This window comes from Kitasatospora sp. NPDC048298 (assembly GCF_043201465.1).
Lineage (GTDB): Bacteria > Actinomycetota > Actinomycetes > Streptomycetales > Streptomycetaceae > Kitasatospora.
The window spans coordinates 43,367-60,393 of record NZ_JBICYZ010000058.1 but is presented as its reverse complement, the minus strand read 5'-3'; the positions used below and the strand labels follow the sequence as shown (position 1 = coordinate 60,393).

Sequence of the window (17,027 nt, the reverse complement as noted above, 5' to 3'; positions counted from 1 at the left end):
CGCGCCCGGGCCCAGCGGGACCTCTCGTTACTGTTGCACGGGGCGCCGGGACCGGGACCGCGGCCCGGCCCACACCGCGGGGGGGGCCCCTCAACCCCGGCCCCGCCCCGGCTTCACACGTATCGGCCGGGCGGCTCAGAAGCCCCCGGTCTGCTCATCCCGGCGGCGCTGCCAGCGCTGCTCCACCCGGTCCATCATCCCGGCCTTGCGGCGCGGGGCGGCGGCCGGGCGGGCCCCGGCCCCCTGGCCGGCGGGCCCACGGCGCCAGCCGGTCACGGCGAACACCGCACACCCGAGCATCACCAGGAAGCCCACGACGCTGACCCAGATCTGGTCCGGCACGACCATGCCGCCCATCAGCAGGCCGATGCCCACCACGAAGCCGGCGACGGCCAGGTAGACCCGCCGACGGGTGTAGGTGCGCAGCCCGGTTCCCTCAAGCGCAGACGCGAATTTGGGATCTTCGGCATACAGCGCTCGCTCCATCTGGTCGAGCAGTCGCTGCTCGTGCTCCGAGAGCGGCACGGAGTCCTCCTACTCGTCGGTCGCGGGTGCGACCGGTCCGCCCACCCCGGTTGGGGAGGCAAGTCCAATCAGCCTTGGGGCACACGGTCGGACGCCCGTGTGGGGGACCCGGCCCGTGTCGTCCATATGCCCCACGCGTCCGGCTGTCATGCTTTCCGGCTTTACCCAGATCATACGGTCCGTGGGCCCGTTACGGAGTGGTCGGCGCCGCGTGGGACGGGCCACTTCGTGCGGGGACGGCCGCACCGGTGTCAACGCACCACGCCCCGGACAAGTGCCCGATCGGATGGAATCGTCCCGGACCTGGGCAGGTTCGCCGCCGGGCGCCGTGGCAGGGCCGGAACCGGGCGGCGCGGGGCGGGAACACGGCCGGGAGAACCGACGGCTTCAAGATCATGAACCGCCGCCGTACGGCGTGCGAAGAAGCCGTACGGCGGCGGGAGAGTCGGTGAAGGGGCGCGCGGGCCCGGAGGGGCGCCTCAGCCCAGGGTGGCCAGCAGGTGCAGCTGGGTCGCCACGGCGTGGAAGGCGGGCTGCGCGGCGGCGGCCTCCTCCAGCTTCAGCAGCGCGTCCAGCGCGCCCGGCTCGGTGTCCACCAGCACGCCGGGGACGAGGTCGGAGAAGACCCGTACGCCGTGCACCGACTCCACCCGCAGGCCCGCGGCCTCGGCCAGCCGGCCCAGTTCCTCGCCGGTGAAGCGGCGCGGCATCGGGTCCTGCTCGCCCCAGCGGCCGTCGGCGGCGGTGAGCACGGTGCGGGCCTCGTTGAAGTGGCCGGCCAGCGCGCGGGCCAGCACGGCGCCGTTGCGGTTCGCCGCCAGCAGGCTGACCACGCCGCCCTCGCGCAGGGTGCCCGCCAGGCTGCCGAGCGCCTCGGCCGGGTCGTCCACCATCTCCAGCACGCCGTGGCAGAGCACCGCGTCGACGCTGCCGGCGGCGACCAGCTCGGGCAGGGTCTGGGTGTCGCCCTGGACGGCCCGCACCAGGTCCGTCACACCGGCCTCGGCGGCCCGGCGCTCCAGCGCGAACAGGGCGTCCGGGCTCGGGTCGACCACGGTGACCCGGTGGCCGAGCTTGGCGACCGGCACGGCGAAGTTCCCGGTGCCGCCGCCGGTGTCGACCACGTCGAGCACCGGCTGGTCCAGCTCGGCCGACCGCTTCTCCAGGGCCGCCCGGACCACCTCCCACACCACGGCGGTACGCAGGGCACTGCGGGGACGCGTCGGGTACAAGGTGGGGCTCCTTGGCACGTGCAGTTCGATCAGGATGCCTCCACCTTAGACCGGCCCGGCGGGGACCCCGCCCACGCCCGGCGGCTCGCCGCCGTCCGGCGGCAGCCGGGGCGGGGGCGGGGCGGCGTGCAGGCCGAGCAGGCGCTCGACCAGGCGCAGGAACAGGACGGAGTTGCGGATCAGGTCGTCGGCGTCGCGGGCCGAGGCGGCGCCCCTGATCCCGGCCTCGGCGGCGGCCCGGCGGCGGGCACCCGCACCGTAGTAGAGCGCCCACTCGGCGAGTTCGGGGGCCACCTCGGGCAGCACCTCCCAGGCGCTGCGGATGGCCTTGCGGCGGCGCGGGCTCTTCTCCGGGCGGCCGCGCACCGCCAGGACGGCGGCCACCGTGCGCAGCGCGGCCAGGTGGGCGGTGGCGTAGCGCTCCAGCGGGTCCTCCAGGGCGCGGGCCCGGGCGAGGGTGCGGTGGGCGTCGGCGAGCAGGTCGAGGGCGGCCGGCGGCGCGGAGACCCGGCGCAGCACGGGGTGGACGTCCGCTGTGGCGGGGCGTCCGGCGGACGGACCCGGGAAGAGCGGCAGGGCGGCGGAGTGGAGGCGGGCGGTGACGGGCTCAGGACGGCTGATGGTCATGGTCTCCCCCGTTCCGAGGCAGCGCGCGGACCGGGTGGTCCGTGCGTCTCCATCGTGAACGGCGGCACTGACAATCCGGGCCCCCGGTGAGCCGGAAGCGGGCAGGGTGGCCGGAAAGGCTCCGGAAACGGCGTAAGGCGGCGGGCGCGGTCCTCCCCCGGTTCCGCGCCGCCGCCATGCCGTCGCTCCGCCGATCCCACGGTCGGCGGTGCGACTCCCCCGTACGGCCGGTCTCCCCCCGGCCCGCTCCGCCGCCCCGTGTCGGCGGTGCGAGGACCGTGACCAGCCCCGTGGCGGTCCGTCCGCCGCCTCCCCCTGGCGTTTCGCTTCCGGGGGACGGACGGATCCGCCGCCCGGGTGGGCCCGGCGCCCGACGCGCCGCCCTCCCGGGTACCTCCACTCTCCCGTCTGCGCAGGTCGGCGGCCATCCGCTGAGGTACTCAACCGTGGATCTGAGTATCCGTACTCAGTCCGCCCCGGCCCGCCGGCCGCCGGAACCGGGAGGTGCGCCCGCCGCGTCCCGGCTGCCGGTACGGTACGGCGGAGCCGGGCACGGACCGGCCCCACCGGACGACGAGGGGACGCGATGACGAGGAGGGGGACGAGATGACGGTCCTGCCGCTGATCTTCACCAGCGGACTGGCCAGCGGCGTCAACGCCTACGCGGTGGTGCTGCTGCTCGGCCTGCTGGGCAGGTTCGCCGACGCGGACTCGGTGCCGCGGGCGCTGGAGCGCACGGACGTGCTGGTCGTGGCCGGCGTGCTGTTCGCGCTGGAGGCGGTGGCCGACAAGATCCCGTACGTGGACAGCGTCTGGGACGCCGTGCACACGGTGATCCGGCCGGTCGCCGGCGCCACCGTCGGCGTGCTGATCGCGAGCAACGACCCCGGCTCGCTGAGCGAGGTCGCGGCCGGCGCGATGGGCGGCACCTCGGCGCTGGTCAGCCACCTGGTGAAGGCCTCGCTGCGGATGGCCGTCAACACCTCCCCCGAGCCGGCCAGCAACATCGTGGTCAGCCTGGCGGAGGACCTCTCGGTGGCCGGTCTGATCACCCTGGCGATCTTCCACCCCTGGCTGGCCGCCACCGCGGCCGCCGTGGTCCTGGCCGTCGGGTTGCTGCTGGTCTGGCTGGCGATCAGCAGGGTCCGGGCCTTCCGGGCCCGCCGTCGCGAGCGCCGGGCCGCCCGGGCGGCGGGAGTCGCGTAAGGGTCGCCCTAGGATCTGGTGCCATGGCACGGATCGTCATCATCGGCGCAGGAATGAGCGGGCTCGCGGCGGCCTCACGGCTGGCGACCATCGGCCACCGGGTGACGGTCTGCGAGGCGGGCGGCACCCACGGGGGCATGGTCGGGCGGTACGAGCGAGAGGGCTTCGCCTTCGACACCGGGCCCGGCCTGCTCGCCCTCCCCGCGGTCTACCGCGACCTGGCGCTGAAGACCGGCAAGGAGCCGCTGGAGCAGCTGGTCGAGCTGGCCCCGGTCGACCCGGAGAGCCGGCACCTGTTCGCCGACGGCACCGTCGTCACCCTGCCGAACGCCTCCCGCGGCGGTGTCAGCCAGGCCCTGGACGCCGCCTTCGGCGCGGGCTCCGGCGCCCGCTGGAGCGCGGTGATGAACCACGGCCGGACGGTCTGGGAGGCCACCCGCCGCCCGCTGCTGGAGGAGCCGCTGCCGGCCGAGCGCGGCGTGCTGTCCGCGGCCGACCGGGCCCTGCTGGGCACCGACCCGTACCCCGTCCCGCCGCGCACCGGCCTGGCCCGGCTGCGCCGCGCGCGGCCGTGGTCCCTGGAGCACGTGGCCGCGCGCGAGCTCGGCGACCACCCCGGCCTGACCGCCCTGCTGTTCGAGTCGGCCCTCCGGTACGGCTTCAACCCGGCCGAGGCGCCCGCCGGGGCCACCGTGCTGCCGTACATGGAGCAGTCCTTCGGCGTCTGGTACGTCCGGGGCGGCCTGCGGGCGCTCGCGGACGCGGTGTTCCGCCGCTGCGAGCTGCGCAAGGTCGAGTTCCGCTTCGACACCCCGGTCACCCGGGTGGTCGTCGAGGGCGGCCGGGCGCGCGGGGTCGAGACGGCGGGCGGCCGGATCGACGCGGACCTGGTGGTCTCCGCGATGGACACCGCCGCCCTGTACCACCACGGCCTCTCCGAGTGGCCGGGGGTGCCGGCCGGGGACTGGGAGCCGCAGGAGGTGCCCGGCCGGTTCAGCGTGCTGCTCGCGCTGCGCGGGCCCCGCCCGGCGGGCACCGCACACCGCACGGTGGTGCACGCGGCCGATCCGGCCGCCGAGGCGAACGCCCTCACCCTCTCCGTCCCGCCCTGCGAGCGCCCCACCGTCCAGGTGCTGCGCCCGGACGACCCGGAGCTGCGACCCGACGACGACCACGAGAGCGTGGTGCTGACCGCGACCGTCCCCGCCCAGGGCGAGTTCGACTGGACGGCGCCGGGCGTCGCCGACCGCTACGCCGACCACCTGCTCGCCCATGTGGACGCGGCCGGCCTGGGCCTGCGCGAGCGGGTGCTGTGGCGGGTCGTGCGCACCCCGGAGGACACCCGCCGGGAGACCGGAGCCCTCGGCGGCGCGGTCGCCCGCCCGGCCCTGGCCGGCTCCGGGGGCTCCTGGCTGAAGGCCGCCAACGAGTCCCCCGTCCCCGGGCTCTACCTGGTCGGCGGCAACGCCCACCCCGGCGGCGGCCTCGCCCGGGTCGGCATGTCGGCCTGCATCACCGCCGGGCTGATCGGCCCCGCCTAGGGTCAGCCCTGATGCCAGGTGTGCTGCTGCTGGTAGCCGTGGTTCTGGTCGTACGTCGGCTGCTGCGGGATGCCCTGGACGTTCGGGTCGGGCTGGGGCTGCCACTCCTGCTGGGGCTGGGGCTGGGCGTGCTGGTCCCAGGCCTGCTGGTGCTGCGGCTGCTGGTAGCCCGCGTACGGGTCCTGCTGCGGGTAGCCGCCGTACGGGTCCTGCTGCGGGTAGCCGCCGTACGGGTCCTGCTGCTGCTGGGGGTAGCCGCCGTAGGACTGCTGGTCGTAGGACGGCTGCTCGTAGGGCTGCTGCTCGTAGCCGAAGGCGGGCTGCTGCTGGGTCTGCCACTGCTGCTGGTCGTAGCCGGCCTGGTAGGCGCCGGCGTACGGGTCCTGGGGCTGCTGCTGGACCTGCGGCTGCTGCTCGTAGTACGCGGAGGCGTAGACGCCGTCCTGGGCGAGTTCCTGCATCTCGAAGGCGGCGGTCTGCTCGACCTCCGGCACCTCGTCGGGCACCGGCAGGGGCTCCGGGGTCTCCTCGACGGCGCTGACCTCGCCGACCCGCTTCCGGGTGGCCGCGGCGGCCGCCACCGCGGCGACGCCGCCGGTGAGGGCGCCGAGCAGCGGCACCTTGGCGAGCGGTCCGGGCAGGCTGCCGTCGGGCTTCCGCAGGGACCAGCCGGTCTGGTAGCCGCGCTTGACCGAGAGGGTGACGAAGGTCTGGCCGACCGCGAACAGCGCGGCGCCGGCGCCGATCACCACGACCGAGCCGAGGATCATCCCGACGGCCACGCCCAGGAAGCCGACCAGGGCCAGGACCCGCCAGTGCACCGGAGCCCGGTTCTGCAGCAACACCTCCGCGACCAGCCAGAGCGCCACCACCGCCAACGCGGCGTACAGCAGCAGGTATCCGATGCCCATCCGCCCGCTACCTCCAGTCGCGTGCCCGCGCGTGTGCGCCGCGCGTGTGCGGCGACTGTACCGGTTCAACGGCCGGGGTACCGCATCGCGTTCCCCGGCCCCCGGACACCGGCCGCACACGACCGAGCCCGCCACCCCGGTACGGTGACGGGCTCGTGAACACCCGGCGTCAGCGCTGGTGCAGCCCCAGGTTCTGGTAGATCTCCAGCGTCGCCGTCGAGTGGTTCAGCGTGATGAAGTGCAGACCGGGCGCACCCTCGGCGAGGAGGCGCTCGGCCATCGCCGTGGCGTGCTCCATGCCGATGGCCCGCAGGGCCGCCGGGTCGTCGATGGCCGCCCGCAGCCGGGCCTCCAGGTCGGCCGGGAAGGCCGAGCCGCTGAGCTGCGGGAAGCGCTCCAGCTGCTTGGCGTTGGTGACCGGCATGATCTCCGGGATGATCGGCGCCTCGCAGCCGGCGGCCGTCACCCGGTCGCGCAGCCGCAGGTAGTCGTCCACCTCGAAGAACATCTGGGTGATCGCGTAGTCGGCCCCGGAGCGGATCTTCGCGACGAAGTGCCGGATGTCCTCGTCCCAGTCGGTGGAGCGCGGGTGCATGTTCGGCGAGGCCGCGACGCCGACGCAGAAGTCGCCGATGCCCTTGATCAGCTCCACCAGCTCGTACGCGTAGGTGACGCCGTCGGGGTGGCTGACCCACTCGCCCATCGGGTCCCCGGGCGGGTCGCCCCGGACCGCGAGGACGTTGCGCACGCCCTGGTCGGCGTACTGGCCGATGATGTTGCGCAGCTCGGCGATCGAGTGGTCCACCGCGGTGAGGTGGGCGACCGGGGTCAGGGTGGTCTCGGTGGCGATCCGGCCGACCATGTTGACGGTGCGCTCGCGCGAGGAGCCGCCGGCGCCGTACGTCATGCAGACGAAGTTGGGGTCGAGGGGCTCGAGCCGGCGGATGGCGTCCCAGAGCTTCTGCTCGCCGACCTCGGTGCGCGGCGGCATGAACTCGAAGGAGAAGGAGCGCTTGCCGGCCACCAGGAGTTCGCGCACGGTCAGTGCGCGATCCGTTCTCGTGGAAGCGATGCCGAGTGCCATGCTGGCAGGCTATCCGGCGGTCGGAGGGGCCGGACATCGGATTCCATCTATTGAGACAACTGATGGACGGCGCTCCGGTTCACCCCGGTAGGGCTCTCCGCGGCGCCTCCCACGCGCCCCCGGCGGGGCCGCTCGCACGCCCGTTCCCAGCCGCCCCGCTACGCTTGCTGCACCCCAGAGAACCAGCGGAGCCCCATCGTGACCTCGTCCAGCACCCGGCCGGCCAACCCCGGTTCGGCCATCAGTGCGGCCAGCAGTGCGGCCAATCCCATTGACGTGGAGGACGTCCGCACCCGCGTCAACGCGGCGCTCGCCGCGTTCATGGACGGCCAGTCCGTGCTGCTCGACAAGATCTCGCCCCGGCTGGCCCCCGCCGCCGACGCGCTGCGCGACTTCCTGCTGGACGGCGGCAAGCGGCTGCGCCCGGCGTTCTGCTACTGGGGCTGGCGCGGCGCCGGCGGCCCGGCCGGGGGCGCCACCGGCGAGGCGATCGCCAACGCGGCCGCCGCCCTGGAGCTGCTCCAGGCGAGCGCCCTGGTCCACGACGACCTGATGGACCGCAGCGACACCCGCCGCGGCCTGCCCTCGGTCCACCGCCGCTTCGAGGCGCTGCACCGCGACAACGGCTGGCGCGGTGACCGCGAGCAGTACGGCACCTCGGCCGCGGTGCTGCTCGGCGACCTGCTGCTGATCTGGTGCGACGAGCTCTTCCTGCGCTCCGGCCTGGAGCCCGCCGCCGTCCTGGCCGCCAAGCCGGTGTTCGACCTGATGCGCACCGAGGTCATGCTCGGCCAGTACCTGGACGTGCTGGAGCCGGTGGCCGGCGACTCGACCGACGAGGGCGCGCTGGACCGCGCGCAGACCGTGCTGCACTACAAGTCCGCGAAGTACACCATCGAGCGGCCGCTCCAGGTGGGGGCGCTGCTGGCGGGCGCCGGCCCCGAGCTGGTCGAGGCGTACGGGGCGTTCGGGCTGCCGCTGGGCGAGGCCTTCCAGCTGCGCGACGACCTGCTCGGCGTCTTCGGGGACCCAGCCGTCACCGGCAAGCCGGCCGGGGACGACCTGCGCGAGGGCAAGCGCACCCTGCTGGTCGCCCACGCGATGCGGGGCCTGTCGGCCGCCGACGCCCGGCACCTGGACGAGCGGCTCGGCGCACCGGACCTGGCCGCCCCCGAGGTCGCCGAACTGCGCGCGCTGGTCGCCCGCAGCGGCGCGCCGGAGGTGGTGGAACGCCGGATCGAGGAGCTGATGCGGCAGTCGCTGGCCGCGCTGGAGGCGGCGCCGCTCGCCGACGGGCGGGCCCGTACGGTGCTGCTGGCACTGGCCGAGGCCGCCACCGTCCGCAAGTACTGACGGACGGCGACGGCCTCGGGCGGGTCCTACCGGTTCGGAGCGGGGCCCCGCGGATCCGGGCGGTCAGAGCGCGGCGCGCACCCGGCGGGACAGCTCGGCGGCGGCCGCCCCCGGGTCCGCCGCGGCGCTGATCGCCCGCACCACGACGACCCGGCGGGCGCCGGCGGCCAGCACCTCGTCCAGGTTGCCGAGGTCGATCCCGCCGATCGCGAACCACGGCCGGTCGGTGGCCTGCTTCGCCGCGTACGAGACCAGGCCGAGGCCCGGGGCCGGGCGGCCCGGCTTGGTCGGGGTCGGCCAGACCGGGCCGGTGCAGAAGTAGTCCACGCCGGGCTCGGCGATCGCCGCGTCCACCTCGGACTCGGCGTGGCAGGAGCGGCCGATCAGCACGTCCTCGCCGAGGATCGCCCGGGCGGCCGGTACCGGCAGGTCGTCCTGGCCGAGGTGCAGCACGTCCGGCCGGGCCGCGTGGGCGACGTCGGCGCGGTCGTTGACGGCCAGCAGCTTGCCGTGCCGGCGGCAGGCGTCGGCGAAGACCTCCAGGGCCGCCAGCTCCTGCCGGGCCTCCAGGCCCTTGTCGCGCAGCTGGACGACGTCCACCCCGCCCGCCAGCGCCGCGTCCAGGAACTCGGCGAGGTCGCCCTGCTCCCGACGGGCGTCGGTGCACAGGTACAGCCGGGCGTCGGCGAGGGCGGCACGGGGGTCCGTCATCACAGCGCCATGGCCTGGGCGCGGCGCTTGACCTCGGTCGCCCGGTTCTCCCACAGCGCCTGGATCGGGCTGCCGGGCAGCGACTCGTCCTCGGTGAACAGCCACTCGACGATCTCGTCGTCGGAGAAGCCGCTGTCCCGCAGCACGGTCAGCAGGCCGACCAGGTGCTTGACCGGGCCGGTCTCGTCGATGAAGGCCGCCGGGACCTGCAGGGACTTGTTGGGACCGCGGCGGACCGCGATCAGGTCACCCTGCTTGACCATGTTGCGGACCTCGGTGACCAGCACACCCCACCGCTCGGAGATGTCGGGCAGGTACAGCCACTCGGGGACCAGGGCTTCAGTCTTGGCATCGATCTCACTCACGGCACCAGACTGCCACCTCCACGGCCCACCGCGCACACGGCCCTACGCCACGGCCGCCTTCAGCGGCACCGCCGGGTCGGCCGCGCGGGCCGGATCCAGCGCCGTGCCGCGCTCGATCAGCCTGCGCCCCTGGGTGAGGTCGCGCGGCCGGTCCACGGTCAGCAGCGCGCTCGGCACGCCGTCGCGCAGCCAGAGCACCGACCACCCGGCGTCCTGCGGACCGCCGCGCCAGAGCGGCGCGTCGCCCTCGGCGTGCCGGCCGGCGTACTGGACCATCCGCCCGAACTGCTCGGACCAGAAGTACGGCACCGGGTCGTAGTCCGGCGCGTCCGCGCCCAGGACGGCGGCGGCCACCGCCTCACCGGACTGCAGGGCGTGGTCCCAGTGCTGGACGGCCAGCCGGGCGCCGGCCCGGGCCGACGGGTAGCTGACGCAGTCGCCGGCCGCGAAGACGCCGGGCACCGAGGTGCGCAGCCGCCCGTCCACGACGACGGCGCCGGTCGCGTCCAGCTCGACCCCGGAGCCGGCCAGCCAGCCGGTCGCGGGGCGGGCCCCGATGCCGACCACCACCTCGTCGGCGGGCAGGTGCGAGCCGTCCGCCAGCAGCACCGCGCCGGGCTCCACGGCGGCCACGCCGACGCCGCAGCGCAGCTCGACCCCGGCCGCGGCGTACCAGTCGGCCATCGCCGAGCCGATCTCCGTCGGCAGCGCGCCGGGCAGCGGCGCCGGACCGGCCTCGACCACCGTCACCTCGCAGCCGGCCGCGCGGGCCGCGGTGGACACCTCGGCGCCGATCCAGCCCGCGCCGACCAGCACCAGCCGCAGCCCGGGGCGCAGCAGCGCGCGCAGCGCCAGGGCGTCGTCCAGGGTGTGCAGCAGGTGCGCCCGCTCGGCGCCGGGCAGGGCGCGCGGCACGGCGCCGGTGGCGATCACCAGCGAGCCGTACGGGAGGTCGCCGCCGTCGGTGTGCAGCACGCCGGGGGTGAGGCCGGTGGCGCGGCGGCCGGTGAGCAGCTCGATGTCGAGCTGCCCGTAGTCGATGTCCAGGGCGGTGGAGTCGGCCTTGCCCAGCAGCACGTCCTTGGAGAGCGGCGGCCGGTCGTACGGCGCGTGCGGCTCCTCGCCGACCAGCACGATCCGCCCCTGCCAACCGCCCTGCCGCAGCTTGAGGGCGCACTGCACCCCGGCCAGCCCGGCTCCGACGACGACCACCTGATCCGTTCCGCTCAGCTCTGCCACGCCCGTCACTGTACTCAGCGGCCGACCGGCGGCCGGGGGTGGGCCGGGGGGTGCGGGTGCGGGCGGTCCCTCCCCGGTACGGGCCTGCGGCCGGGCGGGTCCCACCGCCCACACCGCTGTCCACCCTGCGTACGGGCCTTCGGCCGGGCCGACCCCCGGCGTTAAGGTGGGGGCACCACACGGGAGCCCGGCGGACCGGGCTGAGAGGCGGGCTGACACGGCCTGCGACCGTCCGAACCTGATCCGGGTCATACCGGCGAAGGGAGAAGAGCAGCTTTGTCACGCTTGCCATCGCCCGCCCACGCCGACGTGCTGGTGATCGGCGGGGGCATCATCGGCCTCGCCGTCGCCTGGCGCGCCGCCCAGCGCGGCCTGCGGAACGTGACCGTGGTCGACCCCTCCCCCGGCGGCGGCGCGGCCCGGGTCGCGGCCGGCATGCTCGCCCCGGTCACCGAGCTGCAGTACGGCGAGGAGCCGCTGTTGCGCCTCGGCATGGCCTCGAACGAGCGGTACGCGGACTTCGCCGCCGAGCTCACCGAGGCCGGCGGCGGCCGGGACACCGGCTACCGCCGCTGCGGCACGCTCGCCGTCGCGCTGGACTCCGACGACCGCGCGGAACTGCGCGAACTGCACGCCTTCCACCAGCGGCTCGGCCTGGACTCCGGCTGGCTGACCGGCCGGGAGGCCCGCAAGCTGGAGCCGATGCTCGCCCCCGGGGTGCGCGGCGGCCTGCACGTGGCCGAGGACCACCAGGTGGACGGCCGCCGGCTGCTGGACGCCCTGGTCTTCGCCTGCGAAGGCGCCGGGGTCCTGTTCCACCGGGCCGAGGCCGTCGAGCTGCTGGTCGGGAACGGCCGGGCGACCGGCGCCCGCCTGAGCACGGGGGAGACGGTGAGCGCCGAGCAGGTCGTGCTCGCCGCCGGCCCGCACAGCCACCGGCTGCCCGGCCTGCCCGAGGGGGTGCTGCCCGCGATCCGCCCGGTGAAGGGGCAGGTGCTGCGACTGCGCGTCCCGGACGCCTACCGCCCGTTCCTGTCCCGCAACGTCCGTGCCGTCGTCCGCGGCCGGCACCTGTACCTGGTGCCGCGCGAGAACGGCGAGCTGGTGGTCGGCGCGACCACCGAGGAGCAGGGCTACGACACCACCGTCACCGCCGGCGGGGTGTACGAACTCCTGCGCGACGCCCACGAGTTGGTCCCGGGGATCACCGAACTCCCGCTGCTGGAGACCTCGGCCGGGCTGCGCCCGGGATCACCGGACAACGCCCCGCTGCTGGGCCCGACCTCACTGCCCGGGCTGGTCGCCGCCACCGGCCACCACCGCAACGGCGTGCTGCTCACCCCGGTGACCGCCGACCTGGTCTCCGAGTACCTGGCCACCGGCGAAGTCCCCGAGCTCGCAAGGCCGTTCACGCCCCTGCGCTTCTCCCCCGACCGCTCCACGACGAAGGCCTCCGCATGACCGAGACCACCCGGACCGGGATCCCGCAGAACGGGACCGCCCCGACCGAGATCGCCCTGACCGTCAACGGCGAGCCCCGCCGACTGCCCGCCGGGACCACCCTCGCCGAGGTGGTGGCCTCCGTCAGCGCCGCCAACACCGGCGTCGCCGCCGCGCTCAACGAGGCCGTGGTGCCGCGCGGTTCGTGGCCCGCGACGGCGCTGGACACCGGCGACCGGATCGAGATCCTCACCGCCGTCCAGGGAGGCTGAACCATGGCCGACGACCTTCTGGCCATCGCCGGGACGTCCTTCTCCTCCCGGCTGATCATGGGCACCGGCGGCGCCCCCAGCCTGGAGGTCCTGGAGCGCGCGCTGCTCGCCTCCGGCACCGAGCTGACCACCGTCGCGATGCGCCGGGTCGACGCCGGCACCCAGGGCTCCGTCCTGGACGTGCTGACCCGCAACGGCATCCGGGTGCTGCCCAACACGGCCGGCTGCTTCACCGCCGGCGAGGCCGTGCTGACCGCGCGACTGGCCCGCGAGGCGCTCGGCACCGACTGGGTCAAGCTGGAGGTGATCGCCGACGAGCGCACCCTGCTGCCCGACCCGATCGAGCTGCTGGACGCCGCCGAGACGCTCGTCGACGACGGCTTCACCGTCCTGCCGTACACCAATGACGACCCGGTGCTGGCGCGCAAGCTGGAGGACGTCGGCTGCGCGGCCATCATGCCGCTGGGCTCGCCGATCGGTTCGGGCCTGGGCATCCGCAACCCGCACAACTTCCAGCTGATCGTGGAGGGCGCCGGCGTCCCGGTGATCCTGGACGCCGGCGCCGGCACCGCCTCCGACGTGGCGCTGGCGATGGAGCTGGGCTGCGCCGCGGTGATGCTCGCCTCCGCGGTGACCAGGGCTCAGGACCCGGTGCTGATGGCCGAGGCGATGCGGCACGCCGCCGAGGCGGGCCGGCTCGCCCACCGGGCCGGCCGCATCCCGCGCCGCTTCCACGCCGAGGCCTCCTCCGCGATGGCCGGCCGGGCCGACCTGGACACCCGCGAGCACCCCGCGTTCTGAGCGTCCGGCGCGCCCACGGCACCGGCCCCCGCGGCGCGAAGCCGTGTCACAAGCAGGGCACAGCCGGGCCCGGAGGCGGTGTCCTCCGGGCCCGGCTTCGCCCGGCGGCACTAGACTCACCGGGTGGACATGGCACTGCACGACCCCCTGATCGGCAGCCTGCTCGACAACCGGTACCGGGTCGAGCAGCGCATCGCGACCGGCGGGATGTCCACCGTCTACCGGGGCACCGACACCCGCCTGGACCGGGTGGTCGCGCTCAAGGTGATGCACCCCTCGCTGGCCGGGGACGAGGGCTTCACCGCCCGCTTCATCCGCGAGGCCAAGGCGGTCGCCAAGCTCACCCACCCCAACGTGGTCAACGTCTTCGACCAGGGCGCGGACGGCGGCCACGTCTTCCTCGCCATGGAGTACGTGCCCGGCCGCACCCTGCGCGACCTGCTGCGCGACCGCGGCGCGCTGTCCGTCCGGGCCGCGCTGGACGTGCTGGAGCCGGTGCTGGCCGCGCTCGGCGCCGCCCACCGGGCCGGGCTGGTCCACCGCGACGTCAAGCCCGAGAACGTGCTGATCACCGAGGGCGGCCTGGTCAAGGTCGCCGACTTCGGTCTGGTCCGGGTGCTCGGCACCGCCGACGGCGCGCCCACCTCGACCACCACCGCCACCGCCACCGGCGGCACCGTCCTGGGCACCGTCTCCTACCTGGCTCCCGAGCAGATCCTCCCGGACGCCCCCACCGACCAGCGGGTGGACGTCTACGCGGCCGGCATCCTGCTGTACGAGATGCTCACCGGCCACCGCCCGCACACCGGCGACAACCCCGTCCAGGTCATGTACAAGCACCTGCACGAGGACGTCCCGGCCCCCTCGCTGGTCGCCCCCGCCGTGGGCCCCGAGCTGGACGCGATCGTGGCCGGCGCCTGCTCCCGGTCCGCCGACGCCCGTCCGTACGACGCGGTCGAGCTGCTCGCCGCCGTCCAGCGGGTCCGCCGCACCCTCGCCCCGGCCGAGCTGGACGCCGAACCGCCGGCCTCCACCCGGCCCAGCCCGCGCTACCCGACCAGCGAGCCGACCTCGGTGATCCAGCCGCTGCCGCGGCCCGCCGACGAGCCGCCGACGGAGCGCACCAGCGTGCTGGACATGCCGCCGGAGCTGATGGACGAGCTGCTCGCCGAGCCGCGCCCGTACGACGAGCCGACCCCGGTGCACCGGCGCCGGCCGGGGCGGCCGCGCCGCCGTCTGCCCCGCAGGCCGCTGATCTGGACGGCCGCGGCGGTCGCCCTGGCACTGGCGATCGGCGGCGCCACCTACGGGATCTCCGAGGGGCTGTACGGTTCGGTGCCGGGTGTGCTCGGCACGGACCGGGCCGAGGCGCAGCGGGTCCTGGACAGGGAGGGCCTGCACGGGAAGTTCGTCGAGGTGTTCAGCGAGTCCGTCCCGTCCGGGCAGGTGATCTCCACCGACCCCGGGGTGGGCGCGCGCACCCGCAAGAGCGACAGCGTCACCGTCACCCTGTCCAAGGGCCCCAAGCGGATCGCGGTGCCGGACCTCGCCGGGAGGAGCGCCGCCGACGCCGCCTCGGCGCTGACCGGCGCCCAGCTGACCAGGGGCACCGTGACCGAGACCTACGACGACACGGTGCCCGAGGGCTCGGTGATCAGCAGCTCGCCGGCGGCCGGGCAGCTGCTGCAGGAGAACTCCGCGGTCTCGCTGGTGGTCAGCAAGGGCATGGTGCCGGTCCCGAACGTCACCGGGATGAGCAAGGACGAGGCGCAGAAGGCGCTCCAGGCGGCGGGCTTCACCATGCAGACCAGCGGCTGGGACGTGTTCGGCGCGGTCACGTCGTCCGGCCAGAGCCCGGCCGCGGGCGAGCGGCGCCCGCAGCGCAGCACGGTGACGGTCAAGTTCTCGCTGTTCTGAGAACCGGACGGGGTCAGCGCAGCGGCCCGTCGCCGGGCTCCTCCTGGTAGGAGTAACGCTGCTCCCGCCAGGGGTCGGCGAGGTTGTGGTAGCCGCGCTCCTCCCAGAAGCCGCGCCGGTCGGCCCGCATGTACTCCACCGCGCGCACCCACTTGGGGCCCTTCCAGGCGTACAGCCGGGGCACCACCAGCCGGACCGGGAAGCCGTGTTCGGCGGTGAGCGCCTCGCCGTTGCGGTGGGTGGCGAGCAGGGTGTCCGGGTCGGCGAAGTCGGCCAGCCGCAGGTTGGCGCTGTAGCCGTACTCGGCCCAGACCATGACGTGGGTGACGCCGGGAGCGGGCGGCACCAGGTCGAGCACGGCGGCGGCCGACACGCCCGTCCACTCGTTGCCGAGCACCGAGAACTTGGTCACGCAGTGCAGGTCCCCGACGACGGTGGTGCGCGGCAGGGCGTTGAAGGCGTCGAAGTCCCAGCTGTGCTTCTCCGCCGAGGCGGTGGCTCCGAACACCTGGAGGTCCCAGGTCAGCGGCTTGAAGCGGGGCACCGGCCCGTAGTGCAGGGCGGGCCAGCCGCGCTGCGCGCGCTGTCCCGGGGGGAGCCTGGGGTCAGACGGCGGAAGTGGTTCGTGTTTCGACTGACCCATGGATCCATGGTGACAGACGGCGGGCAGGCCTCGGCGCGCGCCCCTTCGCGCTGATTCGCGCCCCCGCCCGTACGGACCGGCGGTCGCCCGCCCACCAGCACGTTTCGGCATGAATCGGATATTCCGACACATGTCCTAGTGAGTGTGAACTTACTGGAATTTACTCCCAAAGCGGTGCCAGGATGCGCAGCACACCGGCAGCACGAGCGCAGGAGGCATCACCATGCAGGGCGATCCCGAGGTCATCGAGTTCCTCAACGAGCAGCTCACCGCCGAGCTGACCGCGATCAACCAGTACTTCCTGCACGCCAAGATGCAGGAGAACTTCGGCTGGACGAAGCTCGCCAAGTACACCCGGCACGAGTCCTTCGACGAGATGAAGCACGCCGAGACGCTCACCGACCGGATCCTGTTCCTGGAGGGGCTGCCCAACTACCAGCGGCTGTTCCACGTCCGGATCGGCCAGACGGTCAAGGAGATGTTCGAGGCGGACCGCCAGATCGAGGTCGAGGCGATCGACCGGCTCAAGCGCGGGATCGTCGTGATGCGGGCCAAGAACGACGTCACCTCGGCGAACATCTTCGAGGACATCCTGGCCGACGAGGAGCACCACATCGACTACCTGGACACCCAGCTGGAGCTGCTGGAGAAGCTCGGCGAGGCGCTCTACATCGCCCAGGTCATCGAGCAGCCGGAGTCCTGAGGGCGCACGGCCCCGGGCTCAGGCCGCCCGCAGCGGGACCACCGGGGCGATCCCCGGGGCCGGCGCCGGCACGGTCGGCCCCGCCGCCGGGACCTCCGGGTCCGCGAGGCCGAGCTTCGCGGCCAGCCGGGCGGTCGGGCAGGGGCGGGCGCCGTGCTCGCCGAGCAGCGCCTGGATGCGGCGCACGCAGGACCCGCAGTCGGTGCCGGCCCGGCAGCCCTTCGCGATCTGGCGCGGGGTGCCGGCACCGCCGTCGATCGCCTTCTTCACCTGGTCCTCGGTGACCGCATGGCACATGCACACGTACATCGCGGTGTCTCCCGGGGGGTGAAGCGGAGTGGATCTTGACTAAGGTCTGCCTTAGTTCACTGAGGCTTACCTTACCCGGCGAAACCGGTACGAAAAAGCCCCTCCGGGCTCGGGAACACCGAATCCGGAGGGGCCTTCGTCACATCGG

Annotated in this window: 18 protein-coding genes and 1 riboswitch; of the genes, 8 read left to right on the top strand and 10 right to left on the bottom strand. The window is 74.5% G+C overall.

The window, feature by feature from the left end; genetic code table 11:
- Nucleotides 1-135 precede the first annotated feature (135 nt).
- From ACGF0D_RS32755 to ACGF0D_RS32745, 3 genes are all read right to left on the bottom strand, one after another.
- Complete coding sequence (locus ACGF0D_RS32755) at nt 136-525, bottom strand: DUF3040 domain-containing protein (protein ID WP_074000911.1); 390 nt, start codon at nt 523-525, stop codon at nt 136-138.
- A 479-nt stretch (nt 526-1,004) separates the two neighbouring features.
- On the bottom strand, nt 1,005-1,757 hold the full coding sequence (locus tag ACGF0D_RS32750; protein ID WP_392922450.1) for a methyltransferase domain-containing protein: 753 nt from the start codon (nt 1,755-1,757) through the stop codon (nt 1,005-1,007).
- A gap of 45 nt (nt 1,758-1,802) precedes the next feature.
- Complete coding sequence (locus tag ACGF0D_RS32745; protein ID WP_392922458.1) at nt 1,803-2,378, bottom strand: SAV_6107 family HEPN domain-containing protein; 576 nt, start codon at nt 2,376-2,378, stop codon at nt 1,803-1,805.
- Nucleotides 2,379-2,990: 612 nt separating this feature from the next.
- Here ACGF0D_RS32745 and ACGF0D_RS32740 point away from each other — a divergent pair.
- Nucleotides 2,991-3,590 carry a DUF4126 domain-containing protein gene (locus tag ACGF0D_RS32740; protein WP_392869346.1) on the top strand — a complete coding sequence of 200 codons (600 nt, stop codon included), beginning with the start codon at nt 2,991-2,993 and terminating at the stop codon, nt 3,588-3,590.
- Between the two features lie 23 nt (nt 3,591-3,613).
- Nucleotides 3,614-5,131 carry a phytoene desaturase family protein gene (locus ACGF0D_RS32735; protein WP_392922447.1) on the top strand — a complete coding sequence of 506 codons (1,518 nt, stop codon included), beginning with the start codon at nt 3,614-3,616 and terminating at the stop codon, nt 5,129-5,131.
- Between the two features lie 2 nt (nt 5,132-5,133).
- Here ACGF0D_RS32735 and ACGF0D_RS32730 read toward each other — a convergent pair whose 3' ends face one another.
- Together ACGF0D_RS32730 and metF are read right to left on the bottom strand one after the other, a co-directional pair.
- On the bottom strand, nt 5,134-6,042 hold the full coding sequence (locus ACGF0D_RS32730; protein ID WP_392922444.1) for a hypothetical protein: 909 nt from the start codon (nt 6,040-6,042) through the stop codon (nt 5,134-5,136).
- A gap of 169 nt (nt 6,043-6,211) precedes the next feature.
- Nucleotides 6,212-7,126 carry a methylenetetrahydrofolate reductase [NAD(P)H] gene (metF, locus tag ACGF0D_RS32725; protein WP_392922442.1) on the bottom strand — a complete coding sequence of 305 codons (915 nt, stop codon included), beginning with the start codon at nt 7,124-7,126 and terminating at the stop codon, nt 6,212-6,214.
- A gap of 198 nt (nt 7,127-7,324) precedes the next feature.
- On the opposite strand from metF, the gene ACGF0D_RS32720 reads away from it, so the two are divergent.
- Complete coding sequence (locus tag ACGF0D_RS32720) at nt 7,325-8,479, top strand: polyprenyl synthetase family protein (RefSeq protein WP_392922439.1); 1,155 nt, start codon at nt 7,325-7,327, stop codon at nt 8,477-8,479.
- Nucleotides 8,480-8,542: 63 nt separating this feature from the next.
- Here ACGF0D_RS32720 and thiE read toward each other — a convergent pair whose 3' ends face one another.
- The 3 genes from thiE to ACGF0D_RS32705 are packed head-to-tail and all read right to left on the bottom strand — an operon-like array spanning nt 8,543 to nt 10,803.
- Nucleotides 8,543-9,190 carry a thiamine phosphate synthase gene (gene thiE / locus ACGF0D_RS32715; protein WP_392922436.1) on the bottom strand — a complete coding sequence of 216 codons (648 nt, stop codon included), beginning with the start codon at nt 9,188-9,190 and terminating at the stop codon, nt 8,543-8,545.
- Nucleotides 9,190-9,555, bottom strand: a complete 366-nt coding sequence (locus ACGF0D_RS32710; RefSeq protein WP_392869358.1) for an Rv2175c family DNA-binding protein — start codon at nt 9,553-9,555, stop codon at nt 9,190-9,192. The genes thiE and ACGF0D_RS32710 overlap by 1 nt, the downstream gene beginning before the upstream one ends.
- Nucleotides 9,556-9,597: 42 nt before the next feature.
- Nucleotides 9,598-10,803 (bottom strand): NAD(P)/FAD-dependent oxidoreductase, encoded by a 1,206-nt coding sequence (locus ACGF0D_RS32705; protein ID WP_392922434.1) that lies wholly within the window; start codon nt 10,801-10,803, stop codon nt 9,598-9,600.
- A gap of 160 nt (nt 10,804-10,963) precedes the next feature.
- Nucleotides 10,964-11,076: riboswitch (TPP riboswitch) on the top strand.
- A 3-nt stretch (nt 11,077-11,079) separates the two neighbouring features.
- Here ACGF0D_RS32705 and thiO point away from each other — a divergent pair.
- From thiO to pknB, 4 genes are all read left to right on the top strand, one after another.
- Complete coding sequence (gene thiO, locus ACGF0D_RS32700; RefSeq protein ID WP_392922431.1) at nt 11,080-12,255, top strand: glycine oxidase ThiO; 1,176 nt, start codon at nt 11,080-11,082, stop codon at nt 12,253-12,255.
- The gene (gene thiS / locus ACGF0D_RS32695) at nt 12,252-12,506 is read left to right on the top strand and encodes a sulfur carrier protein ThiS (protein WP_392922428.1); all 255 of its coding nucleotides are present in this window, start codon (nt 12,252-12,254) and stop codon (nt 12,504-12,506) included. The genes thiO and thiS overlap by 4 nt, the downstream gene beginning before the upstream one ends.
- 3 nt (nt 12,507-12,509) lie before the next feature.
- Nucleotides 12,510-13,307 (top strand): thiazole synthase, encoded by a 798-nt coding sequence (locus ACGF0D_RS32690; protein WP_392922425.1) that lies wholly within the window; start codon nt 12,510-12,512, stop codon nt 13,305-13,307.
- 129 nt (nt 13,308-13,436) lie between these two features.
- Entirely contained in the window at nt 13,437-15,224 is a 1,788-nt protein-coding gene (pknB, locus tag ACGF0D_RS32685; RefSeq protein ID WP_392922455.1) for a Stk1 family PASTA domain-containing Ser/Thr kinase, read from the top strand.
- A 13-nt stretch (nt 15,225-15,237) separates the two neighbouring features.
- Here the strand turns inward: pknB and ACGF0D_RS32680 are convergent, their stop codons facing one another.
- The gene (locus ACGF0D_RS32680) at nt 15,238-15,867 is read right to left on the bottom strand and encodes a sulfite oxidase-like oxidoreductase (protein ID WP_392869368.1); all 630 of its coding nucleotides are present in this window, start codon (nt 15,865-15,867) and stop codon (nt 15,238-15,240) included.
- 223 nt (nt 15,868-16,090) lie between these two features.
- On the opposite strand from ACGF0D_RS32680, the gene bfr reads away from it, so the two are divergent.
- A complete protein-coding gene (bfr, locus tag ACGF0D_RS32675; RefSeq protein WP_224281434.1) occupies nt 16,091-16,570 on the top strand; it encodes a bacterioferritin in 480 nt (159 codons plus the stop codon).
- Nucleotides 16,571-16,588: 18 nt separating this feature from the next.
- Here the strand turns inward: bfr and ACGF0D_RS32670 are convergent, their stop codons facing one another.
- On the bottom strand, nt 16,589-16,879 hold the full coding sequence (locus ACGF0D_RS32670; protein ID WP_392869370.1) for a bacterioferritin-associated ferredoxin: 291 nt from the start codon (nt 16,877-16,879) through the stop codon (nt 16,589-16,591).
- Nucleotides 16,880-17,027: the final 148 nt, after the last annotated feature.